The organism is Amphritea sp. (genome assembly GCF_016744155.1).
Taxonomy (GTDB): Bacteria; Pseudomonadota; Gammaproteobacteria; order Pseudomonadales; family Balneatricaceae; genus Amphritea.
Map to the genome: position 1 here is coordinate 43,242 of NZ_JADGEW010000012.1, position 24,003 is coordinate 67,244.

Genomic DNA, 24,003 nt, shown 5'->3' on the forward strand with positions numbered 1-24,003 from the left:
GCTTAGGTTGTTTATGAGTCGTCAGGCGGGTTTTCGTGGCTGCCATAAAACTTCCTCTCCACCATCCTGACAGGCAAGAATCCGGGCTGCGACAAACAGCAGATCGGACAGGCGGTTAAGATAACGAGCGGCTTCCTGATTGACCTTTTCCTGCCGTGCAAGTTCAACAATTCGGCGTTCAGCCCGTCGACATACACTGCGGGCCTGGTGACAAAGCGCCGCGGTACGGTTTCCACCTGGAAGAATAAATTCTTTTAATGGCGGTAAGCGGCTATTCAGGTCATCGATCTGCTGTTCCATATCAGCGATCAGCGCAGCGCTAATGACTTGATAATCGGGATCAGCTACTGCCAGCTCCCCCCCCAGATCAAACAGGTCATTTTGACACTGTACCAACAGTTTCCTTAATGGTTCCTGAGCAGACAGTTCAGCAATCAGTACGCCGAGTAAGCAATTCAGCTCGTCCGTATCTCCCAGGGTTTCTATCCGAGGGTGATCTTTATTGACTTTACTGCCGTTGGCCAGGGACGTGGTGCCTTTATCGCCGGTGCGGGTGTAGATTTTTGTCAGGCGATTGGTCATGTCGGATTCCTCAAAAAAGGTAAGTTGCGAAACGTTAGCATACTCAATGGGTCATTTTAAAAGTATAAAAAAGGGGAGCGACTGGGCTCCCCTCTATCGGTTTGGCGTTTTCGATTGGATGTTTTTAGAAACGGTAGCCTAAGGTTAATTTAATATTACGTTCCGGAGCTGGGTAATGGTTGGCGCCAGAGAAAGCCGAATAGATCGCGTAACCGTCATACTTTTCGTTACTTAGGTTGTTTACTTTAAAGCTGGCAAACCAATCGTCACGTTTGTAGTTAACCGCAGTATTCAGAATAAACTGCTCTGGTACTTTTCGTTGCCCGTTAGCGTTGTCGTCATCCTGATAGCGAGAACCTGTCAATTGGCCATCGACAAATAGGCTCCAGTTACCACTGATCTGGTAATCGGTAAACAGATTCAGCGTGTGTTCTGCAACGAAAGGCACTGCGTTCCCTTTGAAGCTTCCTGCAGTCAGTTCCGCATCGGTGTAGGTGTATGTAGCACCTGCAATTAAGGATGGTGTCAGGGTCTGATTAAATTCTATGATTATCCCCTGACGTCGGGAGTCATCAAGGTTAATATTAGCCCCTTTACCCCCGAAACCGAATGGATTAGCTATTTCCGCATCGTAAAGAATCTCATTCTTTAATGTCAGGTGGTAAAGGCTGGTTGTTAAGGTAGAGTCATCAAGCTGACGTTGCCACCCCATCTCCCATGAAGTGCCTTCCTGTGGTTTGAGGAACTCGACAGATGGTAAAGTAAAGCCATGCTCGTCCAAGTTGGCAAAACGGAAGTTTTCATCACGTCTTAAAAATAGCCGCTGTTGCTGACTCAACTGCCAAGATAACCCGATCTCTTTGACGGTTGCGCTTTCCTTATTATTTCGGCTTTTTGATGTAAAGCTACTTAAGTTTTTATCTTCAACCCGGCTGTGCCGTGCGCCTAAGGTTAGATTCAGATTGCTGTTTAGCGGGATAATGGTTTGTAAATAGAAAGCTCGAAGGTCTTGTTGATATTTACTATTCCATGAATTCTCATAATGACTCTGAATCTGGTCAAAGCCGCTTGTCACATATAGCGTGCCTTGATTCAGGCCCCACTCACCACTGAGTCGCGGTGTGAAACTTTCTACCTTAAAGTCATTGTGAAAATTACCGCTAAGGTAACCGTAGTTATGGGATTCCCGTTTGCTATATTCAGCTAGCAGGCTGAGATTGCCTGTCAGAACTTGATCAATACCAAGTCTGATAATATCAGTTGTACCGTTACTGAAATCATCCTTAGAACTCTGGCGTCGATCTTCTGCCAATTCTGTGTCATTCAGAGCACCTGGCAGGCGCAGATCATCATTGATTTTCTGCTTTTCGATAAACAGTTCACCGCTGTCGTATTGATAGCTAAGTTCGCCGGTATAGGTATCAAATTCAGAGTCGTTATTATCCCGATAACCGTCGCTGACAGCGTGTTTGCCGCTGAGGCGGATACCGATGCCGTTGTTATAGCTGTGACTCAAATTAGCTTGCACGTTACTAGTGTCATAGTTGCCGCCGCTGATTTGAACGCTGCCATGGGTTTCGAAGGATGTTTTGGTGATGACATTTATTACACCGCCTACCGCTTGGTCACCATATAGAGAACCAGCACTACCATGGGTAATCTCGATCCGTTCGATATCTTCAATCGCAACGGTATTCAAAGCAGGAGATTGAAGAGTAGAGTTGTTTAGCCTTCGGCCATCCACTAAAACTAAAACGTTGTTATTGGTATTCTGGCCAAAGCCGCGCATTGATACAGAGACCCGGCTGCCATCGCCAAGCGTATCTCGTATCTGGACCATGCCGCTACTGCGTAGCAGGTCTGCTAAATTATTCGCGTTGCTGCGGGAGATCTGCTTTGAATCGATAACAGAGATCATTGTGGGTGCCAAATTAGTGCTTTGTTCAGAGCGGGTCGCAGATACGATGACAGTATCAAGGGTATGCGTGTCTGAGTTGTTTGTTATTTGAGTGTTTGCTTGTGCCACGGAAGCAGCAGAGATCAGAGAAGTGCCCAAAAGCACAGCCTGATAAAGACTGGTTTGTTTCATTATATTTCCTGTTTAGCGCACCCACCGTGCACATAAATAGTGAACTGACTACTGGCCGGTCTCCGGGCTCGTAACCTGATCAGTGATTGGCCGATCGTATACATCAACTGACGCCTTCCCATTACAGTGGCGTATGTCAGTTTTGTGGTTACTTACCGTTGCGGGGGCAGCGCTGGGTTTGCTCATAAAGGAGCGCACCAGTCTTCCCGATTAACCCTGGCTGTAGAATCAGCTTTGGGCACCAGTAGAATAAGGCGCTACTCTATGTTGCAGTAGCGCCGTGGTCAAATGAAATTGTGTCAGTTTTTAATGAATTCGGATCATCTGGAGCGGATGAGCGATTAGGTGGCTATCTCAGTCAATTGAAGGAATATGCTTAGTGCCAAACTGTGGCAGTCGATCCAGTGCATCGGCTACTATTGAACTGTCGGGCGTAAGGCCTGCTTTCTCATCTTTGTCTTCATAGGGTAGGGCGTTGAGGACTATTTTCATTACTTCCAGGCGGGCCCGCTTTTTGTCATCGGACATAATAGTGGTCCAGGGAGCGATTTCGGTATGGGTGTAGTGGTACATCGCTTCTTTGGCTTTGGTGTATTCCTTCCATTTTTCTACAGAAGCCAGATCCATTGGGCTTAGTTTCCAATGTTTTAACGGATCTTTACCGCGCTCCTTAAAGCGCCGGAACTGCTCTCGCTGATTAACGGAGAACCAGAATTTGAACAGCTTGATACCACTCTCCACCAGGATTTGTTCCAGCATCGGGGTGTGTTTCAGGAACAGTTTATATTCCTCTTCGGTACAGAACTCCATGACTTGCTCAACGCCACCCCGGTTGTACCAGGAACGATCAAAAAGAACCATCTCGCCGGCATTGGGTAGTTGTTCCATGTAGCGTTGGAAATACCATTGCCCTTGCTCAACGTTGGAAGGTTTGTCCAGTGCGACAATGCGAGCGCCCCGGGGGCTCAGGTGCTCGGTAAAACGCTGAATTGCACCGCCTTTACCTGCGGCATCCCGCCCTTCAAAAACAATAATGACTTTTTGGCCTGTATCTTTGATCCAGTTTTGCATTTTCAGCAGTTCGATCTGCAGCCGCTTCTTCTCTTTTTCGTAGGCTTTTCGGGATAGTTTTTTATCGTAGGGGTAATCTTCCCCCAATCCCAATGATTTGCGCCTTTCTGATGGGGTCATCTCTGATTTCTTTTTAGTCATGGTGTTATCCTTTTCTTAACTTGCGAAACCTCGATCTGCTTCAATCAGGGCTTAATAATCATCAGGTTCATTAATATTGCGTATGGCTTCTAATACGAGTTGATTGGCGGGTACTGGGATGCCGGCCTGTTCGGCAGCTTTACAGAAGAAGCCGGTGATGGTTTCAATCTCAGTGGTTCGGTTGTGGCTAACGTCTTGTTGCATCGATGAGTGGTTGCTACCGGTTAGTTCAGCGACATCCCAGGCCTGCTCCATCAGTTTTCGGTCAAACAGCGTAACCCCGAGGGCATTGGCGACGCTGTCGACCTCTTTGCATATCTGTGCCATTGCTGCGCGCCGATCGGTGTGTTGAAGCAGTTCACCATTGCGGCAGTCATACAAGGCTGTCAGGGGATTGATAGCACAGTTGATTGCCAGCTTGCGCCAGAGAACAGTGTTGATATCAGTGGTCATTGTTAGCTTTTCATCTACGCTAGCTATCTCATCGAAGAGTTGTTCGTCTCCATATTCAGATAGTCTGCCGATCTGGGTATCACCGATGCCCGCCCGGACCAGATTCCAGGGGCTTTCAAAATAAGCGCCATCTGTTGTACTGCCAGCCCAGATTTCTAGTTGAGGGTTTTCGTCGACGAGCTGTTGTTGAGGTCCCATACCGTTATGTAAAAGGAGTATGCGAGTGTTACCCACTAGCCGATGGCGAATAGAATTAAAGGCATCAACTGCAGCAAAGGATTTAGTGGTGATAAGAAGGTGGTGGATCGGCACTGTATGCTCGGCAAGCTCTGCGTCTGTATTGAAGCGATCAGCCAGCCCTTCAGATGTGACTGAAAAGTGTTTGATTTCATTGTATTGATTTAGTTTTTGAGGGCCACTCAGAATCAGGGTGACGCGATGGCCTGCCCGCTGTAATTTAGCAGCCCAAAGCAGGCCGATGGCGCCTGCGCCCAGAATATGCCACTGCATTATAGTTTCCAGGATCCTTTGCTAATGGGGGTAGGTGTTACTCCATCATAACGGTATGATAGGCAGGATAAAACCCAATACGCCGCTGATGAGCGGCAGCAGTGTTAAGGAGCACCCCGATGCCATCATTTGATATCGTATCTGAACTGGATATGCATGAAGTCAGCAATGCTGTAGATCAGGCCAACCGTGAGTTGGTGAACCGCTATGACTTTAATAAAGTAGATGCGACTTTTGAATTGGCCGCTGAAGTCATTACACTTCAAGCTGAAGTTGATTTTCAGTTACAGCAGATGCTGGAAATTCTACGAAGTAAGCTGGTGGGCCGTAAAATCGATATTAAGAGTATGGATGTTGGCGATGCCCACACTGCCCATATGCGGGCACGTCAGTTAGTGACTCTGAAACAGGGGCTGGATCAGCCTTTCAGTAAGAAAATCATCAAATTGATTAAAGATAAAAAGCTAAAAGTCCAGACTCAGGTTCAGGGAGAGCAGGTGCGGGTTACCGGTAAAAAGCGAGATGATCTACAATCTGTCATGGCTATGCTGCGTGAAGAAGATCTGGAATTGCCGCTACAATACAATAATTTCCGGGATTAATTTCCAAAGATAACGGCAGCGTTCAGCTGTCGTTATGGTATACCGGCTATTCTGAGCCAAACATCATTATCTAAGGATCTTAAGTGGACGCGGTTAACACCCCTGAGCAAAAGCCAGACTGGAAAGAATCGGTTTTTAACCGCCGAACAATGATCTGTATCTTCACCGGATTTGCCTCCGGAATGCCACTCTATGTGCTATTTCAATTACTACCTGCTTATCTGCGTGCAGAAGGGGTCGGGCTGAAAGAGATAGGTTTGTTCGCACTGGTAACCTTCCCTTACACCTGGAAGTTTATGTGGGCCCCGCTGATGGATCGCTATATCCCGCCATTCCTGGGGCGGCGGCGGGGCTGGATGCTGATCACCCAGGTGGCGCTGCTGGGCTCAATTGCCGGCTTGGGGATGTTTGATCCAACGCTATCGATTATGACTATCGCCTACCTCGCCACCGCAGTGGCGTTGTTCAGTGCCAGTCAAGATATCGTACTGGATGCCTATCGACGTGAACTGCTACCCGATCAGGAGCTGGGTTGGGGTAATTCGGTACATGTACAAGCTTATCGCATCTCCGGTTTGGTGCCTGGCGCTTTAGGTCTGATCCTGGCGGATATCCTGCCCTGGAGCAGTGTCTTTGTGATCATTGCCGGGTTCATGGTAGTGGGCGTAGTGATGACCTTTGCTGTCAACGAACCGATCACTGAACCCCGTGCTCCGAAAACGCTGAAACAGGCGATCATCGAACCTTTTCATGAGTTTGTCACCCGGTTGGGCTGGCGTGGAGCCTTGCTGATTCTCTGTTTTATGTTTCTCTATAAGCTCGGCGATAACATGGCAACCGCTCTGTCGACACCCTTTTATATCGATCTCGGCTTTACGCTGACCGAGATCGGGGTGATCGCCAAAGCTTCCGCTCTCTGGGCCTCGGTGGTTGGCGGTATTCTCGGTGGTTTGTGGATGATTAAGCTGGGAATCAATCGGGCGCTGTGGATTTTCGGCGTTGTGCAGGTAGTAACCATTCTTGGCTTTGCGGTACTGGCCGAAGCGGGGCCGGATAAGGTCATCCTCGCGGTGGTTATCAGTCTTGAATACCTTGGCGTGGGGTTAGGTACCGCTGCTTTCACCGCCTTTATCGCCCGCTCAACCAGTGTTGCTTTTGCCGCAACCCAGTTTGCGTTGTTTACTGCGCTGGCAGCATTGCCGCGTACCTTCGTTAATGCACTTACAGGTTACATAGTCGATGCGATCGGCTGGAACCTGTTTTTCTATCTCTGCGCGCTGCTCGCACTTCCAGGTATGCTATTACTGGTTAAAGTGGCGCCCTGGAACGACAGCAAGGCTGAGTAATAGTCTTCGGTTGCAAAGGATTGGTTCAATACTGCCAACTGCTACACTAAATGGATATTGAGGAGCAGGAGGCCGCGATGGATTACTTTTTAAATACTTTGCCGAAGGCGGAGTTGCATCTGCATCTGGAAGGGTCACTTGAGCCGGAGTTGATGTTCCGGTTAGCAGAGCGTAATAGCATTGAGCTGCCCTACGATTCTGTAGAACAGCTAACAGCCGCCTACGACTTCAATAATCTGCAGGAATTTCTTGATCTCTATTACCAGGGAGCAGCGGTGCTTCTAACAGAGCAGGATTTCTATGACCTGACCTGGGCTTATATCGAACGTTGTCGTACCCAGCATGTTATCCACATCGAACCTTTTTTCGATCCACAGACCCATACTGATCGAGGTATCCCTTTTATTACTGTGATTAGCGGTATCAGTCGTGCCCTGAAAAATGCAGAAACCGAATATGGCATTAGCTCTGGTCTGATTATGTGCTTCCTGCGTCACCTTAGTGAAGAGGCTGCGTTCGAAGCTCTGCAACAGGCAGAGCCCTATCTTGATAACATTATCGGTATCGGGTTGGACAGCTCTGAGTTGGGGCATCCGCCAGCTAAGTTTGCACGAGTGTTTGCCAAGGCTCGAGGGATGGGTTTGTTAGCGGTTGCCCATGCCGGTGAAGAGGGGCCGGCACAGAATATAATCGATAGCCTGGAGCTACTGCATGTTGATCGTATCGATCATGGTGTGCGTGCGATAGATGATCCCGAACTGATCAAACGGCTGGTAACTGAAAAAATAGCCCTGACCGTTTGTCCGCTGTCTAACACCCGCTTGAAAGTGTTTGCCGACATGAGTCAGCATAATATTCTTGAGATGCTGGAGCAGGGTGTAAAAGTAACCGTAAATTCTGATGATCCCGCCTATTTTGGTGGCTATTTGACTGAAAATTTTATCGCTCTGGAAAAGGGGCTGGGAATGTCCAAAGAGCAAGCGGTGCTACTGGCACGGAATAGCTTCGAATACAGCTTTGCCAAGTCTGAACGAAAAGCAGAGATGCTCTTAGAACTAAACTGTTACTAGGGCCTTTAAGAGTAAGGGACGTTAATTTCTATGAGTGGCAGTTCATTTATAGACAGGGGGGCTTGAGTAACTATTGCGACCCGATAGTCTTCTATTTCAGTTTCAAGTAATCGCCAACCCGTTATGTTTTCTTCCAAGTCTGTGTAAGAGAGTGAGGCGAGGGTTACTTTCTTTTGATCGGATGTAGGCAAGGCTTTGTAAAGTGCTTCTTTGGCACACCAGAGGCGATAGAAGTATTGGTGCAAAGTATCGCCATTGTCGGGCAAGTGACTTAATTCTTCTGTATTCATGAACAACTCTGCCGCGGCATGGCAGTCTCTATCTGTCTTTATGGCTTCGACGTCAATGCCGATTCTGTCGGTGCTCAGGGCAAAGCATATGAGATCATTAGAATGAGTTAGGCTGATAAAATAGTTTTTTTGAAGATTGCGAATAATCGGGGCAGAATTATCGAGTTCTTCTATTTGCCAGTGGTTTAAGGGTTTATTGAATAACTGACTCAGGGCAGAGCAGATGAGTAGTCTGCTGAACAGGTAACTTTTACGTCTGCTGTTATGTTTAATGGTTTGGTAATAGTTTTGTTGTGCAAGTGGCAGTAACAATAACCATTGTTGAAAGGTTTGGGCATCAATTGATCCGGCACAGGTGTACCAGAACCAGGCCGATGGTTGCTCTGACTTAGCGGGCAAGTTTAACTACGTCGCCGTTCAGTGCTACACCCGCAATAATAGCGCCGGCATGGCATTCGAATTCACGGTTACTACTGTTTTTCTCTTTCTTGTAATAACTAACGATGTTAATGACGGCGCTGCCTCCCTCAGTTTTAGCTCTCTCTTGTAAAGTGAGTAAAGCGGACAGAAATGCCCAGCGGCACGCTTCGCCGTCGCTTTTGCCGAATGCGTTTGTTTTCTTGTTAGTGGTGAAATTGCCGAAAGACTGTAATGTTTTAGAATGATTTTGAGTGCCAAAATACAAACGGATGTTTGGATCTAAACGTTCTTGGAAATCTGCTGATTGCATCGCATCCTGAATTGAAAACATCAATTTAGAATCGCGACTGAAAGCCTCTGGGGCAACGAGCAGCAGAGTGGTTGTTAGAACGGTGATTAATAATTTCACGGTATTCTCCTTGTGGGTGGTGTCCATTTAATGAGTGGATTATAGGGAGATAAGGGTGGTGCTTCAATCATCTTTAGGTTTGCATCAGAGAGTCTAACGAGTAGAATTCCACTCTGAAAATTAGGGATAATATATTAACGCGTATGATTGTATGTTCTGCATATGATCGTTGTCGGAGTTGAGCGCTTGGTTCGTTTTAAATTGCAATCATGGAATGCATTTGCCCCAGGGCTGGAAAGCCATCATGCATGGCGTGAATGGCTTTTACATCCGTCTGATCTATCCTCGGAACTGGGGAAAACGTCTTTGAAGCAGATACCGCCTATGCTTAGACGACGCTTTACTGAGTTGGGGCGTTGTGCGGCGGGTGCTGCGCTGCCTCTGCTTGAGGGTATCGACACTATCCCCGGTGTTTTTGCCTCTCGCCATGGCGATACGCCCCTGACTCTTTCTTTGCTGGAAGGTATAGCCGAGGGCGAACCGATGTCTCCTACCGGTTTCAGTCTTGCTGTGCATAATGCCCTGAGTGGATTGCTCTCTATCGCTCGAAAGGATGTCAGTGAAGTGACTGCTATTGCGGCGACGGAAAACCTTATTCCTAGTGCACTTATCGAAGCGGCGACTCAACTACAGGATCACCCCCGGGTTCTCTGTGTGATCTATGATTTACCCCTGCCTGAACTCTATAAACCCTATAGTGATTCACCACCATTTCCATGCGCGGTGGCGATGATTCTCAGTCGGGAAGAGGGCGACGGCTTTATATTGCAGAGCGATAATGGACAGAGCAGTGATCGGGATCAGAGCGATGATTTTATGATCTTGCTCCGTCTGCTGAATTGTCTGGAGTCCAGCGTAGCCTTCGGCAGCTCCCTGACCCGCAGTCGGTGGCGGATTTCCCCAGAATGAACGGCTTACTTGCCCATATAAACCATGGCTGGCGTTGGATTGCGACTGCATTTAGCTTTTGTGTTTTTGGTCTTGGCGGTATCCTTCTGCCTCTGTTTGCTGTTCCTGTACTTTATGTTATGCCGGGTACTGAGCGACAGCGGGAGCGTCGTGCACAGGGGGTTATTCATCATTCGTTTCGTTTTTATATCGGCATGATGAAATTTCTTGGGGTTTTAAGTTATGAGTTAGTAGGCGTAGATAAGTTACGCAAGGCTCAATTGATTCTGGCCAACCATCCATCGCTGATCGATGTCATCTTTCTGATTTCATTAGTGCCCAATGCCAACTGCGTTGTAAAAGGGGGGCTGGTGCGAAATCCTTTTACCCGAGGGCCGATTAAGACGGCCGGTTATATTATTAATGAAAGTAGCGAATCTGTGATCTCAGCAGCTTCAGAGGCTTTTGCTAAGGCTGACGCGCTAATTATCTTCCCGGAAGGAACACGTACTACTCCACAGCAACCGGTTAGCCTTAAACGTGGCGCAGCGAATGTTGCGATCAGAGCGGCTGCAGATATAACACCGGTAGTGATTGAGTGTGTTCCGACGACGTTGAGCAAAGAAAATCGGTGGTATCATGTGCCGTCGAAAAAAGTCCATTTTCGGATCAAAGTATGTAAAGAGATCCCGGTGGCACCCTATTTGGCTGAGAAAGCCCCTTCCGTAGGAGCCAGGAAACTGACTGCGGATTTGACTGAGTATTTTAATAAGGAGTTGGTACAGTATGAGTAATCTGCAGCTGGAAATTAAGCAGATGATTATTGAAACCCTGGATCTGGAAGATATCTCGCCAGACGAGATAATTGATGATGAACCGTTGTTTGTCGATGGCCTGGGGCTAGATTCGATCGATGCTCTGGAGATCGGTTTGGCACTGCAAAAACGTTACGGAATTAAGTTAAAAGCTGACTCAGAAGACACACGTGAGCATTTCTCCAGTATTAATGCCCTAGCTACGTTAATTGAATCCCAACGGGCAAGTTAAGAGGTTTGTATGACTGATCAAGACCAAATTTATCAGAAAATCTCAGCGGTACTTGTAGAGTTGTTTGAGATTGATCCCTCCGCGATTCATCCTGAAGCTCATCTGTATCAGGATCTGGATATCGATAGCATTGATGCGGTTGATCTAGTGGTTGAGCTGAAAAAGATGACCGGTAAGAAAATTAAACCGGAAGACTTTAAATCGGTCCGCACTGTTCAGGATGTGGTGATCGAAGTAGAAAAGCTGTTTGGCTGATGCCGATGGCTTTTAAAATCGGTGCACTAGCGTTGACACTGGGATATCCCTTTATAGTGTACTGGGGATTGCAGAGTTTCAATGCTGCACTGCTGCTGCCATTGCTTGCTATCGTCCTGGCGCTGCGCTGGGTAGCGGGTGAGCAGAGCACCGACCGCAAAGTGATTTTAGTCAGTGCGGTAGGTGTCGCACTGATCGCAATTATTTGGGGTATACAGCAAGGCTTGAAGTTTTATCCTGTGTTGGTCAATTTTAGTATGCTGGTGATCTTTGGTAGTAGTCTCTATGCCCGGCAGACTGTTGTTGAAAAGCTTGCCCGGATTAAAGAGCCTGATCTTCCACCAGAGGCTATTGCCTATACCCGTAATGTTACCCGTGTCTGGTGTGCCTTCTTTGTGCTGAATGGAGTCGTTTCTGCCGGGACTGCTATTTGGGGGTCTGAGGAGATATGGATGTTGTATAACGGTTTTGTCGCTTATATTTTAATCGGTTTTCTGATGGCCGTTGAATGGATTGTCAGGCAAAGAGTTAGACGGAACTGATGATGAACTTATTACCGCTGACCGGTTGGTTAAATGCAGCTCCAAGGGGCGTCATTGCCTACGCTGCTGATAGCTCTGTCAGTAAGTCGGACTTGGAAAGCAGGGTCGCCTTTTGGATGAGGGCTTTACCCGCCGAGGAGGGGCAGCGCTGGGCGGTATATCATAAAGATTCGGTAGAGTTTCTCTCTATTATATTCGCACTCTGGCAACTGGGCTGCACCGCTTGTGTTCCTGGTGATAATCGGCCTGCGACCTGTGAAAGGTTGCGTCAGCGAGTTCAAGGTTTTGTCGGTGATTTTCCGGTTAATTTAGTGAGCAATGATGATCTGTCTGAGTTGGGTATTGATGCAGGCTTTGATGCCGTTCCCGAATGGAGAGTTCTTAATGCTGACTTTCCTGCGCTTGAGATCTATACCTCGGGTTCGACTGGAGAGCCTAAAGCGATAGGTAAAACCTTTGCTCAGTTAGATAGCGAACTGGCTGCGCTAGAAGTCCTTTGGCCTGGCGAACATGATGCTGTTGTTATATCAACGGCAACCCATCAGCATTTTTATGGTCTTATGTTTCGCTTGTTATGGCCTCTGGTCCGGGGTCAGCACTTTGAGACGGAGCAATGGCAGTACACTGAAGATGTGTATAGCAGGGCGCTGCGTTATTCAGCTTTCACACTGGTTTCCACCCCTTCTCATCTTGGACGCATTAATACCTCAGTTGCCTGGGCCGAAGTGGCTGATCGTTGTATTTCCGTGCTCTCATCTGCTGCACCGTTACAGCGGAAGGACAGTTTATCAGTAGCGCGGTTACTGAAAGCACCGGTTCGTGAAATTTATGGCAGTTCAGAAACCGGGGCGATCGCTTGGAGGGTTCAGTCTGATTGTAGTGACGGAGGATGGCAGGCGATACCCGGCGTAATGCTGTCACAGACAGATGATTCACTATTGATCGTGGCTGCAAAGCAACTGGCGGAGCCCTTTTTTGAAATGTCGGATCGCATCAATTTTATCGCTGATGGACGGTTTCACTTACTGGAGCGTGTCGATCGGGTTGTTAAAGTTGAAGGTAAGCGTGTTTCGCTTACTGAAGTGGAACAGGTGGTGCAGCAGTCTCCGTTGATTGAGATCGCAAAGGCGCTGGTGATTACTCGCAAGCGTACGGAGATTGCGTTAGTTGCTGAACTTACCGAGGCGGGGCGTCAGGAATTAGCTCAGTTAGGTAAACGAAAACTGCTGCTGCAACTCAGGCAGCCTCTGCAAGACTTCTTCGAGCTGGTGCTGTTACCTCGGCGCTGGCGATTTGTTGATCAGATGCCTTATAACCCCCAGGGGAAATTACCGATGGATAGCTTGCAGGCTATGTTTGAACAGGAAGAGGTAAAATGGCCTGAACTAGTGAGTCAGACCGTAGAAGGCCAGGTCGCTGAGCTAGTGTCCCGTATGCCTGCAGATCTGATCTATTTTGACGGACACTTTGCCGGAAATCCTATTTTGCCGGGCATCGCACAAATTCACTGGGCTGAATATTATGGTCGTCAGTTACTGAGCTTGAAAGGACGGTTCGATCGTTTAGAGGTGGTTAAATTTCAACAGGTAATTTTTCCGGAGTCGGTCATCTCTCTCACGCTTAACTATAATCCTGAGAGCGACAAACTGAGCTTTCGTTACCATTCCGATAAAGGAGTCCACTCCAGTGGCCGGATCTGCTTTCGCTGAGAGCGACTTTAAGCCGGCTGTTGTTATTCCGGTCTATAACCATGAGGAAGCTATCGGCGTCACGCTGGTGGATGTACTGAGCTATGGCTATCCGGTATTGCTGGTGGATGATGGAAGTTCTTCCGAGTGCAGGGATCTGCTTGTTCAACTGAGTGAGCAGCATGCCGATTGGGTTAATTTGATTCGTTTGGAGCAAAACGCAGGTAAGGGCGCTGCGGTTAAAGCGGGGCTTAGACAGTTGTTTCAGGAAGGTTATAGCCATGCGGTGCAGGTCGATGCGGATGGGCAACATGATCTGCAAGACCTGCCCCTGTTTATGGCGACCGCGAAAGACGCTCCTGAGGCTTTGGTGATCGGATACCCACGCTACGACAAATCAGTTCCGGCACACCGCTATTATGCTCGCTATTTGACCCATGTCTGGGTTTGGATCAATACGCTTTCTTTAGCGATCAAAGATACTATGTGCGGTTTTCGGGTTTACCCATTGGCGAAGACGGTTGAGATGCTTGAGCAGGAATCCTGTGGCGATCGTATGGATTATGATACCGAGGTGATTGTGCGTTGGGCATGGCGGGGGTTCTCTGTTAGAAACCTGCCTACCCGGGTGATTTATCCGATTGATGGGGTCTCTCATTTCAATGTTGTGAAAGATAATATTCTGATCTCTCGAATGCATGCTCGTCTTTTCTTTGGCATGTTGCTGCGTTTACCTGGGATTCTCCGGAATAAGTTTAATGGCTGAGCCGAAAAAACATTGGTCGGGTATCGGCGAAGCCGGGTCATTGCTCGGGATGAAGTTTCTGCTGTTGGTCTACCGGTTGTTTGGTCGTTGGGGGTTTCGACTGATCCTGCTGCCGGTGATAAGCTATTTTTATCTTACCCGCAAGGCGGCACGACAGGCTTCTGCGGAATATCTGGCTCGATTTTCGGAAACCTACCCTGATTGCGCTCAGGGATTGAACTCACGTCAGCATTTCTGGGCTTTTGGTGAGATATTGCTAGATAAACTGTTGGTCTGGATGGGGCATATTCACCGGAAAGATGTTGTATTTGAAACACCGGGTGCATTTGCTGAAGTGGATAAAAGTACCAAAGGCGGTGTGATTCTTGTGTCTCATTTGGGTAATACCGAGGTATGTAGCGCACTGGCTCATCAGCTTCCTGATATTCGGATTACGATGCTGGTATATACCCAGCATGCTGAGAAATTTAATGCATTGATGAAACAAACGAATAGCAGCGCTTGTATCAACCTGATGCAGGTAACCGATATTACACCTGCGACAGCGATGGTTTTGTCCGAGCGTATTGAAGCAGGAGAGTATGTGGTCATCGCGGCAGATCGTACCCCGGTGAATGGTACGGGCCGCACTTCTGTGGTTGATTTTTTAGGTGCCAAAGCAGGTTTTCCACAAGGCGCATTTATTCTTGCCGGATTACTGCGCTGCCCGGTATACCTGTTGTTCTGTTTGAAACAAGAGCAACGATATCATCTTTATTTAGAACAGTTTGCGTCGCAAATCAGTTTCAATCGACGTAATCGCAGTGAACAGATTCAGGGTGCTGTACAGACTTATGCGAAGCGGCTTGAGCATTATTGTCAGCTTGCCCCTTTACAGTGGTTTAATTTTTTTCCTTTCTGGCAATCAGGGCAGACCTCAGATGAATCCAGAAACTAATTGTTTAATGTAAAATCAGTCGCTTAGGAAGCCGCATGGTCGAAGCTGAGAGTATTATTGAGATCCCTTTCCATGATGTTGATGTGATGCGGGTTGCCTGGCACGGGCACTATGCCAAGTATTTGGAAATTGCCCGCTGTGAGCTATTCGAACAATTTGATTATAACGTCCCACAGATGGAAGCGTCAGGTTATGCCTGGCCGGTGATCGATATGCGTATCCGCTATGCGCAGCCTCTGCATTTTCAGCAGAAAGTTAAGGTTAAGGCGACGCTGGTAGAGTGGGAAAATCGATTGAAGGTTAATTACCTGATTACCGACGCACAAACTGGCAAGCGTCTGACTAAAGCGTATACCGTTCAAGTTGCTGTAGATGTGGCCAGTGGAGAGATGCTCTATGTATCTCCAGATATTCTGTTTCAAAAGCTAGGGCTGAAATCGTGATTCGATGGTTAGTTATACTACTGTTTACCGGGTTATCTGTTGGGAGTCAGGCGGCGGATTTTAAATTTCTGGAATCTCTGACAACTGCTCCTGAATCTCTGCATGGACAGTTCACTCAGGTTAAGCTTGTTAAAGCGTTGGATGCCCGTTTTGAATCATCCGGGAGCTTTGATTATGAGCGAGGTAGCTCCATTCGGTGGCATACTCTTACGCCTATTGATAATCTGTTAACACTCACCCCCCGGACGATCTCCAGTCAACAAGGCGATACTCTGCTTTCAAATCTTGATAGTCAGAATAATCCGGTTGTGGTTATTTTTAGTGATATATTTTTCGGTGTGATGACGGCTGAGTGGCAGACCCTTGCTGAATACTTTGAAATGGATGTTCAGGGCTCGAAAGAACATTGGACAGTTACCCTGCATCCTATCGATAAAAGTGTTGAGCAGGTGGTTACCCGGGTTGAACTCAGCGGCGATGACCTGCTTCGCAAGGTGTTGCTGTTCGAAGCGGCAGGAGACCAGACGCAAATTAAGTTTACCGAACTTCAGCAATGATGATTGCGCGGCAAAAAGGACGCTTGGTTGCTCTGCTATGGCTCATTGTCGTATTGAGTGTGGTGGTGGCTGCAATCAGGCAAGGGCCGTCGTTTGATACCAGCTTGATGGCACTGTTACCTATTACTGAGCAGCGCCCGGAAATTAGTCAGGCGGTCGATAAACTGTCCAGTGATTTTTCCAGACAAGCATTACTGGTTATATCCGCATCGGAACGAGAGGTTGCCCGTAAAGCGGTTGCTATCGCGGTGAAACGATTAGTTTCATTGTCTGATATCGCTCGCATAGACTGGCAGTTGGACGATTCAGCGGTTGTCGGCGATGAGTTGTATCCTTTCCGCTTCAGTGTGCTGAGTGATGCAGTACGCAACCGTTTATTAGCCGGACAAGGTAAGCAGCAGTATCAATTGGCGTTACAGCGATTATTCAGCCCGCTATCGGGTAGTGTTCAGGATCCGATCCGGGATCCTTTTTCGCTTTATGCAGATCTACAGATGTCACAGCAGTCTGGTTTGCCGCTAACCTTGGAGCAGGGGTTGTTTCGACTGACTTCGGCTGAGCAGCCCTCCTATCTTGTTCGTCTTAGCCTGGACAGTGACCCATTCTCTTTGCCTATACAGCAACGGGTACTGGCGGTGGTTGATCCACTCGATCAGGAACTGGGGCCGCTCGGTGCTCAGTTGTATCGCTCCGGTTTAATCTGGCACGCGGCGGCTGGTGCTCAGCAGGCCAAAGCCGAGATATCAACGATAGGGCTGGGATCTTTGCTGGGCATCATATTGCTGATGCTGCTGGTTTTTAAACGTATCAGCTCGTTGGGCTCTGTTTTACTTCCGGTTTTAATTGGCTGTCTGATGGCCAGTGCCGTGACATTGTTGCTCTTTGGAAAGGTTCACCTGATAACTCTGGCCTTTGGAGCCGGGCTGGTGGGGGTGTCTGTCGATTATGCGCTGCATTTCATCTGTGAAAGACAGGTACAGCCTGCAGATAGGGTAGTAAAAAAACTATTTGCAGGCCTGTTATTGGGATTAGTTTCCAGTGTGATTGCCTATGCGGCACTGGCGTTGGCGCCGTTTCCCGGTTTACGCCAGATGGCGGTGTTCTCTGTCACCGGGTTAACGGCTGCCTGGTTGACGGTACTGCTTTGGCTTCCCTTTATCAGCCCCGGGAAAACTGTGAAAGCGCTACCTTCTGCGGCGTTGTTAAACCGGTGGCGAGAAGGTTATCCACGTCTGGAATCCCAGCCACTGTTGATTGTTGGTTTTATCCTTATCTCAGTTATCAGTCTGGTCATTATATGGCAGGGGCAGTCACAGGATGATATTCGCCTTCTGCAGACCTCTTCCACTGAACTTTTGCATGAAGATCGTCAGGTGCAACAACTGTTGGGAAACAGTAGTAGCTCAGAGTTTATCCTGATTACGGGGAGTAGTGTTGAAACGGTACTGCAAACTGAGGAGCGGTTATTACCAGCCCTGCAAGCATTAGTCGAACCGTCTGGATTGCAAGGTTATCAGGCCTTGTCTCAGGTGCTTCCGTCATTGCAGCGGCAATCTGGAAACAATAACTTAATTCGTGATCTGTATCGGCAATACTTGCCGGAGATAGGCTCTGTGCTTCGCCTTTCCGAGTCTCAACTTATGAATATTAAAATAGAGTTTGAGCAGAGTGTTAATCAGTTGATGACACCGACTGAATGGCAGGAATTACAGGTTAGCGAGGGTTGGCGTCAGCTGCTTATTAATGATGTTGAGGGCTCAGTTGCTACTGTTATCCGCTTGAACGGGGTTCTGCACTCAGACCTCAAAGAGCAGCTGCAATTATTGACCGACAACGAGCCTGGGGTTTACTGGGTTGATCGCGTCGAAAGCATTAGTAATCTGTTGTCCGGCTATCGGCAACAGATCATTCAGTGGTTATTGATTGCATATGGCTTAGTAGTAAGTCTTTTGGCGATTCGATATCGCACCGATCTATGGCGTATTATCCTGCCACCACTGACAGCATCACTGATCACTTTTGCGGCGCTGATACTCAGTGATGGTGGTTATAACCTGTTTAACCTGATTGCCTTAATGCTGGTATTGGGTATCGGCCTGGATATGGGGATTTTCCTCTATGAGTCTGGCGATAGTGATCATACCTGGTTGGCTGTCAGCTTGTCGGCTGTGACCAGTCTATTGGCATTTGGGTTACTAACTTTTAGCAAAACCCCCGTACTTTATCATTTTGGCATCATAGTGTTACCCGGGCTCTGTTTGGTCTGGTTGATCGCACCACTGATGCGAAGGTTACAACCGGAGATTAAAACATGACAGCTTCACAGGGATGTTACGACGTCGTTGTTATCGGCGCAGGTCCCTCAGGGGCTGTGGCCTCTTCATTACTTGCAGATTACGGCTACAAGGTCTTAGTCTTGGAAAAAGAGTATTTTCCCCGTTTTTCAATCGGTGAGAGCCTGTTGCCCCAGAGCATGGAGTTTCTCGAGCAGGCGGGTATGCTGCAGGCGGTTATTGAGGCGGGTTTCCAATATAAGAACGGCGCTGCGTTTACCCGCGCAGATGATTATGATTGTTTTGATTTTCGACAAAAGTTTTCGCAGGGCTGGGGTACTACTTTTCAGGTACAAAGAGATCGCTTCGATAAAGTCTTGGCAGATTGCGCCAGTTCCCGTGGGGTTGAAATCCGTTATGGTCAGACTGTGGTTGCAGTAGAAACGGTAGCTGATGCGGTGCAGGTTGACGTTCTCCCTGAGATTGGTGCAGCCTATCAGGTTAGCGCCGCATTTATTCTCGATGGTAGTGGATTTGGTCGGGTTCTCCCGCGTCTGATGCAGTTGGAAAAATCATCAGCTCTTGCTTCGCGAGTTTCGCTGTTTACGCATATAGAAGACAATATCACTGACTCCTCCTTTGATCGGAATAAGATATTGATTACCGTCCACCCAGAACATCCAGCAGTTTGGTATTGGCTAATCCCTTTTAGTAATGGTCGCGCGTCTGCGGGCGTTGTTTTGCCGAGGGAGATGTATGCCGACTTAGAGGGAACAGAGGGCGAAATTCTTCAACGTTTTATTAGTGAAGGGGGCATGTTAAAGAGGGTTCTTGAAAACGCAGCGTTTGATACGCCAGTAGGTATCATTGATGGTTATTCATGTGATGTTGAAACCCTCTATGGTGAGCGCTTTGCGTTACTGGGTAATGCCGGTGAATTTCTTGATCCGGTATTTTCTTCCGGTGTTACTATCGCATTGAAGTCAGCGTCGCTTGCTGCAGAGGTGGTACATCAGCAGCTTCAGGGTCTACAGCCAGACTGGAAGACAGAATATGCGCTTCCTCTGATGCAGGGAGTGAATACCTTTAGAGCTTTTGTTGAAGGTTGGTACGATGGTCGCTTACAAGATGTTATTTTTGCAGAAGACAAAAGTGATCAGATCAAAGAGATGATCAGTTCGATTCTGGCGGGTTATGCCTGGGATATTAAGAACCCTTATGTTCGGGATCCAAGCCGCCTTACTACCTTGGCTGAGTTATGTCGCAACTGAATTCAAAATTGAAGACATCACTGATCAGAACAGGCTGCGCATTACTCCTGCTTTTGCTGGCGGGCTGTAGCAGTTTAGGTACTGTGGAGCGTCCGGCTGAGATGTTGCTACTTAAACCGGCTCAAGGGCCAGTGCCGGTATTGCTGACACAGCGTGTGACCTTAAGCAGTTGGGGGCAGCAAAAGCAGTTTGTTGCGATCGCCCGGTTTACCTATGGACAGTCTAAACTAGTCGCCTTACTGCCAACGGGGCAGCAGTTGCTCTACCTTGAATTTGATGGAGAACAGCTGGTGCAGCGGGCGATGCCCTCGATTGAATTGCCGGGTAAAGATATACTGGCACTGATTCAATTCGCGCTCTGGCCGAGGGATGCTTTGCAGAGTAATTACCGTTCGGAGCAGGGTTGGAAGGTAGATATAACCGATAGACGGCGAGAACTGACGCATAACGATAATCCGTGGTTGGATGTCAGGTACGACGGACAGCAGATCAATATATATAACTACCTGTCTAAATATCGGGTTCTAATTGAGACCCTTGAACAGAAGGACTTGGTACCTTGAAACGATGCTACCTCAATGCAATGGCAATGCTCAGTGCGATGGGAGATTCGCCTGGGCAGGCCTGTGATTTACTTAGATCTGGCCAGCCGGGATTAACCTTGACTGATCAGTTTAGCCCCGGCCAGCAATTTCCTTTGGGACTGTATGACGGAGAGTTACCAGAAATTCCATTTAGTGAGCTGAAATGGCAGAGCCGAAATAATCGCTTTGCCCTAGCTGCGTTGTATCAGATTCGCAGCGAAATCGATGTTGCTGTTAAGCGTTATGGGGCTAATCGTATCGGGGTTATCGTAGGAACGTCGACTTCGGGTATTGGCGATAGTGAAGGCTTTCTTAATCAGCGGGCGGTAACGGGACAAGTTTCTGGCGAGTATGACTATGGTCTTCAGGAGATGGGTGCAACCGCAGCCTTTGTGGCGAAGCAGTTGGATGTTAGCGGGCCTGTTTTCGGCATATCTACGGCCTGCTCTTCCGGCAGTAAAGCGCTGGCATCAGCTCGTAGACTGCTGCGATCAGGCCTCTGTGATGCTGTGATCGCTGGTGGAGTTGATACAATGTGCCACCTGACAGTACAGGGCTTTTCGTCACTGGAAGCGGTCAGCGAGCAGCTTTGTAATCCGTTCAGCGCTAATCGGAATGGTATCAATATCGGTGAAGCCGCAGCGCTATTTCTGGTTACTGCCGAGGCTGAAGGCGTTGAGCTTGTGGGGATTGGCGAAAGCTCCGATGCCCATCATATCTCTGCGCCAGACCCTTCAGGAGCCGGTGCGGTGAGGTGCATGTCCGCGGCATTAGTAGATGCAGGTATCCCAGCAGAAAAGATTAGCTATATTAACCTGCATGGTACAGCGACGCCTCTGAATGATCAGATGGAGTCGAGAGCGGTCGCTGAAGTTTTTGGTACGCAAGTACGTTGTAGTTCAACTAAACCCTTTACCGGGCACACTCTGGGCGCTGCAGGGGCACTTGAAGCGGCTATCGGTTGGTTGGCGTTGCGGGAGGGATTTATACCTCCTCATTACTGGGATGGTGACTCTGACCCTGATCTGCCTGCCATCAACCTTGTGGCTGAATCCACGGCAGATGAGCAGCAGGAATATATGTTGAGTAACTCATTTGCTTTTGGTGGCAATAATATATCTCTTATATTGAGGCGATTGTAATGATATCTGAATACCAGGTAGCTGATCTGGTGCCTCACTCGGGGCGAATGAGCCTGCTAACATCGATCACTGGTCATGGTGAAGACTGGTTGTCTGCACAGGTAGTCATTACTAAAGATTCAATGTTTGCTGATTCTAAAGGTGTACCCGCATGGGTTGGTCTGGAATACCTGGCTCAGGCTATTGGTGCTTTTGCTGGATTGCAGGAGAGGCTCAACGGTGAATCACCCAAACTGGGTTTTTTGTTGGGAACCCGTAAGTATACTTGTAGTGCAGATTATTTTCTGCTTGGTGACCAACTAGAGCTGAAAGTGATTAGGAACATGCAGGCTGACAATGGATTGAGCGCTTTCGAGTGTCATCTGCAAGCAAATAGTTATACCGCCACAGCGAGCTTGAATGTTTTTCAGCCAGAGGATGCGGAACAGTTTTTACGGGGGGGCAAGTGAATGAAGGGAACAGTTCTGATCACCGGTTCAAGTAGAGGTATCGGTAAAGGTATTGCGCTAAGATTGGCCCGGGATGGCTATGATATTGTGCTGCATTGTCGTTCTAATTTTTCGGACGCTGAACAGGTAGCGGCTCAGATACAGGAACTTGGGCAAAAGGTAAGGATTCTGCAGTTTGATATTGCGAATCGTGATCAGACTCGCGAAGTCCTAGAGCAGGATACAGAAGAGTTCGGAGGCTATTACGGTGTTGTCTGCAATGCCGGTGTAGCACGGGATAATGCCTTTCCAGCCATACCCGGAGAGGAGTGGGATGAGGTATTAAGGACCAATTTAGATGGTTTTTATAATGTTCTTCATCCGGTGGTTATGTCAATGATCCGGCGCCGAAAGGCCGGTCGAATTGTCACTCTATCATCGGTATCTGGTGAGATGGGTAACCGTGGACAGGTCAATTACAGCGCGGCAAAAGCAGGTATTATCGGCGCGACAAAGGCTTTGGCCGTGGAATTGGCAAAACGGAAGATCACAGTGAACTGTGTTTCCCCTGGTCTTATTGAAACTGAAATGACAGAGCATCTAGCGCTAGATGAAGCGATGAAGATGATTCCTATGCAACGGGTAGGCAGTATAGATGAGGTGGCCGGTACGGTCAGTTTCCTTATGTCTGAAGATGCTGGATATATTACCCGACAGGTAATATCTGTAAATGGCGGGATGTATTAATGAAGCGTGTTGTTGTAACAGGGATGGCGGGTTTCTCTCCGATCGGAAATGACTGGCAAACGATCAGTGAAAGTCTGAGTGCATTAAAAACGGGTATTGTCAGAATGGATGAATGGGACATCTATGAGGGCCTTAATACCCGTCTGGCGGCGCCTGTTTTAGATTTCACTATGCCTTCCCATTATAAAAGAAAAGACCTTCGCAGTATGGGACGGGTGGCACAGTTTGGTGTTTATAGTACTGAACGAGCACTCGCCGATGCGGGGCTGCTAAATTCTGAAAAATTGGGCCAGGGGCAGGTAGGTATCGCATTCGGCTCTTCGGCGGGAGATACCAAAGCATTTATTGATTTTGGCAATATGTTGATCAACCATTCATCAGACGGTCTGAATGCTAATTCCTATGTGAAGATGATGGCGCATACCGCCCCGGTAAATATTGGCGTCTATTTTGGTATCTGTGGTCGGGTTATCACTACCTCCAGTGCGTGTACCTCGGGTAGTCAGGGGATAGGTTACGCCTACGAGTCGATTAAATACGGTATGCAACAGGTGATGGTGGCGGGGGGCAGCGAAGGCTTGTGTGCTACTGAGGCGGCTGTATTTGATACGTTGTTTGCCACCAGTGTGGTCAATGATACGCCGGAGCTATCACCGCGCCCGTTTGATAAAGATAGGGATGGATTGGTGATCGGAGAGGGTGGCGGAACGCTGATTCTGGAAGAGCTTGAACATGCTTTGAATCGGGGTGCCAACATCTATGCGGAGGTTGTAGGTTTTGGTACAAACTCAGATGGCCAACATGTTACTCAACCTAATGCTGAGACAATGGAAAAGGCGATGCGGCTGGCGCTGACAGATGCAGAGGTATCTGCTACCGATATTGGTTATATCAGTGCTCATGGTACCGCGACAGCTCGTGGCGATATCGCAGAAAGTCATGCAACTGCAGCAATATTTGGTGGCGACACGCCGATTAGTTCACTGAAAAGTTATACAGGACACACCTTAGGTGCTTGCGGTGCGCTCGAGGCCTGGACCGCTATCGAGATGATGAATGACGGATGGTTTTGTCCGACGGCAAATCTTGTGAATGTCGATCCTGAGTGTGCTGAACTTGATTACATAATGCATGAACGACGGAGCATTAATACTGAGTATGTTATGAGCAATAACTTTGCTTTTGGCGGTATTAACACCTCTTTGATTTTTAAACGGTGGGCATAAATTAAGTTGCTAGAACGCCGCTCCGCGGCTGCTAGACGTGGCTTCGCCACTTGCTGGCGGCTCGAAAAAGCGTAAAGGCATTCGTGCGGAGTTTTGGATTTAGGTTGATTGTCTGGGCTGTGTATCAAATACCTCAATAGAGCTCTCGACACTTACAGAATTTCGCGGATTAATCTAACGTTACCTTGCAACGATACATCCCTTAAAAGCCTCCCCATCACCATGA

At 48.1% G+C, this 24,003-nt stretch carries 26 protein-coding genes and 1 riboswitch; of the genes, 20 read left to right on the top strand and 6 right to left on the bottom strand.

Features of this window, described 5'->3' with window-relative positions:
• Nucleotides 1–21 precede the first annotated feature (21 nt).
• From QZZ54_RS10880 to QZZ54_RS10895, 4 genes are all read right to left on the bottom strand, one after another.
• Nucleotides 22–582, bottom strand: a complete 561-nt coding sequence (locus tag QZZ54_RS10880) for a cob(I)yrinic acid a,c-diamide adenosyltransferase (RefSeq protein WP_290702659.1) — start codon at nucleotides 580–582, stop codon at nucleotides 22–24.
• A 124-nt stretch (nucleotides 583–706) separates the two neighbouring features.
• A complete protein-coding gene (locus tag QZZ54_RS10885) occupies nucleotides 707–2,671 on the bottom strand; it encodes a TonB-dependent receptor (protein ID WP_290702661.1) in 1,965 nt (654 codons plus the stop codon).
• A 35-nt stretch (nucleotides 2,672–2,706) separates the two neighbouring features.
• A riboswitch (cobalamin riboswitch) is annotated at nucleotides 2,707–2,932 on the bottom strand.
• A 93-nt stretch (nucleotides 2,933–3,025) separates the two neighbouring features.
• Nucleotides 3,026–3,883 carry a polyphosphate kinase 2 gene (ppk2, locus tag QZZ54_RS10890; RefSeq protein WP_290702663.1) on the bottom strand — a complete coding sequence of 286 codons (858 nt, stop codon included), beginning with the start codon at nucleotides 3,881–3,883 and terminating at the stop codon, nucleotides 3,026–3,028.
• Between the two features lie 51 nt (nucleotides 3,884–3,934).
• Entirely contained in the window at nucleotides 3,935–4,846 is a 912-nt protein-coding gene (locus QZZ54_RS10895; protein ID WP_290702665.1) for a 2-dehydropantoate 2-reductase, read from the bottom strand.
• 119 nt (nucleotides 4,847–4,965) lie between these two features.
• Between QZZ54_RS10895 and QZZ54_RS10900 the strand changes: the two genes are divergently transcribed.
• From QZZ54_RS10900 to QZZ54_RS10910, 3 genes are all read left to right on the top strand, one after another.
• Nucleotides 4,966–5,448, top strand: a complete 483-nt coding sequence (locus tag QZZ54_RS10900) for a YajQ family cyclic di-GMP-binding protein (RefSeq protein ID WP_290702667.1) — start codon at nucleotides 4,966–4,968, stop codon at nucleotides 5,446–5,448.
• A gap of 83 nt (nucleotides 5,449–5,531) precedes the next feature.
• A complete protein-coding gene (locus QZZ54_RS10905) occupies nucleotides 5,532–6,794 on the top strand; it encodes an AmpG family muropeptide MFS transporter (protein ID WP_290702669.1) in 1,263 nt (420 codons plus the stop codon).
• A gap of 77 nt (nucleotides 6,795–6,871) precedes the next feature.
• Entirely contained in the window at nucleotides 6,872–7,864 is a 993-nt protein-coding gene (locus QZZ54_RS10910; RefSeq protein WP_290702671.1) for an adenosine deaminase, read from the top strand.
• 5 nt (nucleotides 7,865–7,869) lie between these two features.
• Here QZZ54_RS10910 and QZZ54_RS10915 read toward each other — a convergent pair whose 3' ends face one another.
• Together QZZ54_RS10915 and QZZ54_RS10920 are read right to left on the bottom strand one after the other, a co-directional pair.
• On the bottom strand, nucleotides 7,870–8,553 hold the full coding sequence (locus tag QZZ54_RS10915) for a 4'-phosphopantetheinyl transferase superfamily protein (RefSeq protein ID WP_290702673.1): 684 nt from the start codon (nucleotides 8,551–8,553) through the stop codon (nucleotides 7,870–7,872).
• A complete protein-coding gene (locus tag QZZ54_RS10920) occupies nucleotides 8,543–8,983 on the bottom strand; it encodes an excinuclease ATPase subunit (RefSeq protein ID WP_290702675.1) in 441 nt (146 codons plus the stop codon). The genes QZZ54_RS10915 and QZZ54_RS10920 overlap by 11 nt, the downstream gene beginning before the upstream one ends.
• A 186-nt stretch (nucleotides 8,984–9,169) precedes the next feature.
• Between QZZ54_RS10920 and QZZ54_RS10925 the strand changes: the two genes are divergently transcribed.
• Genes QZZ54_RS10925 through QZZ54_RS11005 form a run of 17 tightly spaced genes read left to right on the top strand, consistent with a single transcriptional unit; the run spans nucleotide 9,170 to nucleotide 23,777 of the window.
• Complete coding sequence (locus QZZ54_RS10925; protein ID WP_290702677.1) at nucleotides 9,170–9,892, top strand: beta-ketoacyl synthase chain length factor; 723 nt, start codon at nucleotides 9,170–9,172, stop codon at nucleotides 9,890–9,892.
• On the top strand, nucleotides 9,889–10,665 hold the full coding sequence (locus QZZ54_RS10930; protein WP_290702679.1) for a lysophospholipid acyltransferase family protein: 777 nt from the start codon (nucleotides 9,889–9,891) through the stop codon (nucleotides 10,663–10,665). The genes QZZ54_RS10925 and QZZ54_RS10930 overlap by 4 nt, the downstream gene beginning before the upstream one ends.
• A complete protein-coding gene (locus QZZ54_RS10935; RefSeq protein WP_290702681.1) occupies nucleotides 10,658–10,918 on the top strand; it encodes a phosphopantetheine-binding protein in 261 nt (86 codons plus the stop codon). The genes QZZ54_RS10930 and QZZ54_RS10935 overlap by 8 nt, the downstream gene beginning before the upstream one ends.
• Nucleotides 10,919–10,927: 9 nt before the next feature.
• Complete coding sequence (locus QZZ54_RS10940) at nucleotides 10,928–11,173, top strand: acyl carrier protein (RefSeq protein ID WP_290702682.1); 246 nt, start codon at nucleotides 10,928–10,930, stop codon at nucleotides 11,171–11,173.
• 5 nt (nucleotides 11,174–11,178) lie between these two features.
• Nucleotides 11,179–11,715: a hypothetical protein gene (locus QZZ54_RS10945; protein WP_290702684.1), complete on the top strand. Its 537-nt coding sequence runs from the start codon at nucleotides 11,179–11,181 to the stop codon at nucleotides 11,713–11,715.
• Nucleotides 11,715–13,424 carry an AMP-binding protein gene (locus tag QZZ54_RS10950; protein ID WP_290702686.1) on the top strand — a complete coding sequence of 570 codons (1,710 nt, stop codon included), beginning with the start codon at nucleotides 11,715–11,717 and terminating at the stop codon, nucleotides 13,422–13,424. The genes QZZ54_RS10945 and QZZ54_RS10950 overlap by 1 nt, the downstream gene beginning before the upstream one ends.
• Nucleotides 13,402–14,169, top strand: coding sequence for a glycosyltransferase family 2 protein (locus QZZ54_RS10955; RefSeq protein ID WP_290702688.1), 768 nt, complete (start codon nucleotides 13,402–13,404; stop codon nucleotides 14,167–14,169). Before QZZ54_RS10950 ends, QZZ54_RS10955 begins: the two co-directional genes overlap by 23 nt.
• On the top strand, nucleotides 14,162–15,106 hold the full coding sequence (locus QZZ54_RS10960; RefSeq protein WP_290702690.1) for a lipid A biosynthesis acyltransferase: 945 nt from the start codon (nucleotides 14,162–14,164) through the stop codon (nucleotides 15,104–15,106). The genes QZZ54_RS10955 and QZZ54_RS10960 overlap by 8 nt, the downstream gene beginning before the upstream one ends.
• A gap of 35 nt (nucleotides 15,107–15,141) precedes the next feature.
• On the top strand, nucleotides 15,142–15,549 hold the full coding sequence (locus QZZ54_RS10965) for an acyl-CoA thioesterase (RefSeq protein ID WP_290702692.1): 408 nt from the start codon (nucleotides 15,142–15,144) through the stop codon (nucleotides 15,547–15,549).
• Nucleotides 15,546–16,106 (top strand): outer membrane lipoprotein carrier protein LolA, encoded by a 561-nt coding sequence (locus QZZ54_RS10970; RefSeq protein ID WP_290702694.1) that lies wholly within the window; start codon nucleotides 15,546–15,548, stop codon nucleotides 16,104–16,106. The genes QZZ54_RS10965 and QZZ54_RS10970 overlap by 4 nt, the downstream gene beginning before the upstream one ends.
• The gene (locus QZZ54_RS10975; RefSeq protein ID WP_290702696.1) at nucleotides 16,103–18,421 is read left to right on the top strand and encodes a hypothetical protein; all 2,319 of its coding nucleotides are present in this window, start codon (nucleotides 16,103–16,105) and stop codon (nucleotides 18,419–18,421) included. The genes QZZ54_RS10970 and QZZ54_RS10975 overlap by 4 nt, the downstream gene beginning before the upstream one ends.
• Nucleotides 18,418–19,650 carry an NAD(P)/FAD-dependent oxidoreductase gene (locus tag QZZ54_RS10980; protein WP_290702698.1) on the top strand — a complete coding sequence of 411 codons (1,233 nt, stop codon included), beginning with the start codon at nucleotides 18,418–18,420 and terminating at the stop codon, nucleotides 19,648–19,650. Before QZZ54_RS10975 ends, QZZ54_RS10980 begins: the two co-directional genes overlap by 4 nt.
• A complete protein-coding gene (locus QZZ54_RS10985; RefSeq protein WP_290702700.1) occupies nucleotides 19,638–20,213 on the top strand; it encodes a DUF3261 domain-containing protein in 576 nt (191 codons plus the stop codon). Before QZZ54_RS10980 ends, QZZ54_RS10985 begins: the two co-directional genes overlap by 13 nt.
• Nucleotides 20,210–21,376, top strand: a complete 1,167-nt coding sequence (locus tag QZZ54_RS10990; protein ID WP_290702702.1) for a beta-ketoacyl-ACP synthase — start codon at nucleotides 20,210–20,212, stop codon at nucleotides 21,374–21,376. Before QZZ54_RS10985 ends, QZZ54_RS10990 begins: the two co-directional genes overlap by 4 nt.
• The gene (locus QZZ54_RS10995) at nucleotides 21,376–21,825 is read left to right on the top strand and encodes a hypothetical protein (protein ID WP_290702703.1); all 450 of its coding nucleotides are present in this window, start codon (nucleotides 21,376–21,378) and stop codon (nucleotides 21,823–21,825) included. The genes QZZ54_RS10990 and QZZ54_RS10995 overlap by 1 nt, the downstream gene beginning before the upstream one ends.
• Nucleotides 21,826–22,551 carry a 3-ketoacyl-ACP reductase FabG2 gene (locus QZZ54_RS11000; protein ID WP_290702704.1) on the top strand — a complete coding sequence of 242 codons (726 nt, stop codon included), beginning with the start codon at nucleotides 21,826–21,828 and terminating at the stop codon, nucleotides 22,549–22,551. It abuts the gene before it with no gap.
• Entirely contained in the window at nucleotides 22,551–23,777 is a 1,227-nt protein-coding gene (locus QZZ54_RS11005; RefSeq protein WP_290702705.1) for a beta-ketoacyl-ACP synthase, read from the top strand. Before QZZ54_RS11000 ends, QZZ54_RS11005 begins: the two co-directional genes overlap by 1 nt.
• Nucleotides 23,778–24,003: the final 226 nt, after the last annotated feature.

Excerpts from the sequence above, each read along its gene's own strand:
- QZZ54_RS11000 (WP_290702704.1), top strand. The coding sequence starts at position 21,826 with ATGAAGGGAACAGTTCTGATCACCGGTTCAAGTAGAGGTATCGGTAAA.
- QZZ54_RS10885 (WP_290702661.1), bottom strand. The coding sequence starts at position 2,671 with ATGAAACAAACCAGTCTTTATCAGGCTGTGCTTTTGGGCACTTCTCTG.
- QZZ54_RS10910 (WP_290702671.1), top strand. The coding sequence starts at position 6,872 with ATGGATTACTTTTTAAATACTTTGCCGAAGGCGGAGTTGCATCTGCAT.
- QZZ54_RS10985 (WP_290702700.1), top strand. The coding sequence starts at position 19,638 with ATGTCGCAACTGAATTCAAAATTGAAGACATCACTGATCAGAACAGGC.
- QZZ54_RS11005 (WP_290702705.1), top strand. The coding sequence starts at position 22,551 with ATGAAGCGTGTTGTTGTAACAGGGATGGCGGGTTTCTCTCCGATCGGA.
- QZZ54_RS10945 (WP_290702684.1), top strand. The coding sequence starts at position 11,179 with ATGGCTTTTAAAATCGGTGCACTAGCGTTGACACTGGGATATCCCTTT.
- QZZ54_RS10940 (WP_290702682.1), top strand. The coding sequence starts at position 10,928 with ATGACTGATCAAGACCAAATTTATCAGAAAATCTCAGCGGTACTTGTA.
- ppk2 (WP_290702663.1), bottom strand. The coding sequence starts at position 3,883 with ATGACTAAAAAGAAATCAGAGATGACCCCATCAGAAAGGCGCAAATCA.
- QZZ54_RS10895 (WP_290702665.1), bottom strand. The coding sequence starts at position 4,846 with ATGCAGTGGCATATTCTGGGCGCAGGCGCCATCGGCCTGCTTTGGGCT.
- QZZ54_RS10930 (WP_290702679.1), top strand. The coding sequence starts at position 9,889 with ATGAACGGCTTACTTGCCCATATAAACCATGGCTGGCGTTGGATTGCG.
- QZZ54_RS10960 (WP_290702690.1), top strand. The coding sequence starts at position 14,162 with ATGGCTGAGCCGAAAAAACATTGGTCGGGTATCGGCGAAGCCGGGTCA.
- QZZ54_RS10995 (WP_290702703.1), top strand. The coding sequence starts at position 21,376 with ATGATATCTGAATACCAGGTAGCTGATCTGGTGCCTCACTCGGGGCGA.
- QZZ54_RS10900 (WP_290702667.1), top strand. The coding sequence starts at position 4,966 with ATGCCATCATTTGATATCGTATCTGAACTGGATATGCATGAAGTCAGC.
- QZZ54_RS10965 (WP_290702692.1), top strand. The coding sequence starts at position 15,142 with ATGGTCGAAGCTGAGAGTATTATTGAGATCCCTTTCCATGATGTTGAT.
- QZZ54_RS10980 (WP_290702698.1), top strand. The coding sequence starts at position 18,418 with ATGACAGCTTCACAGGGATGTTACGACGTCGTTGTTATCGGCGCAGGT.
- QZZ54_RS10975 (WP_290702696.1), top strand. The coding sequence starts at position 16,103 with ATGATGATTGCGCGGCAAAAAGGACGCTTGGTTGCTCTGCTATGGCTC.
- QZZ54_RS10935 (WP_290702681.1), top strand. The coding sequence starts at position 10,658 with ATGAGTAATCTGCAGCTGGAAATTAAGCAGATGATTATTGAAACCCTG.
- QZZ54_RS10880 (WP_290702659.1), bottom strand. The coding sequence starts at position 582 with ATGACCAATCGCCTGACAAAAATCTACACCCGCACCGGCGATAAAGGC.
- QZZ54_RS10950 (WP_290702686.1), top strand. The coding sequence starts at position 11,715 with ATGATGAACTTATTACCGCTGACCGGTTGGTTAAATGCAGCTCCAAGG.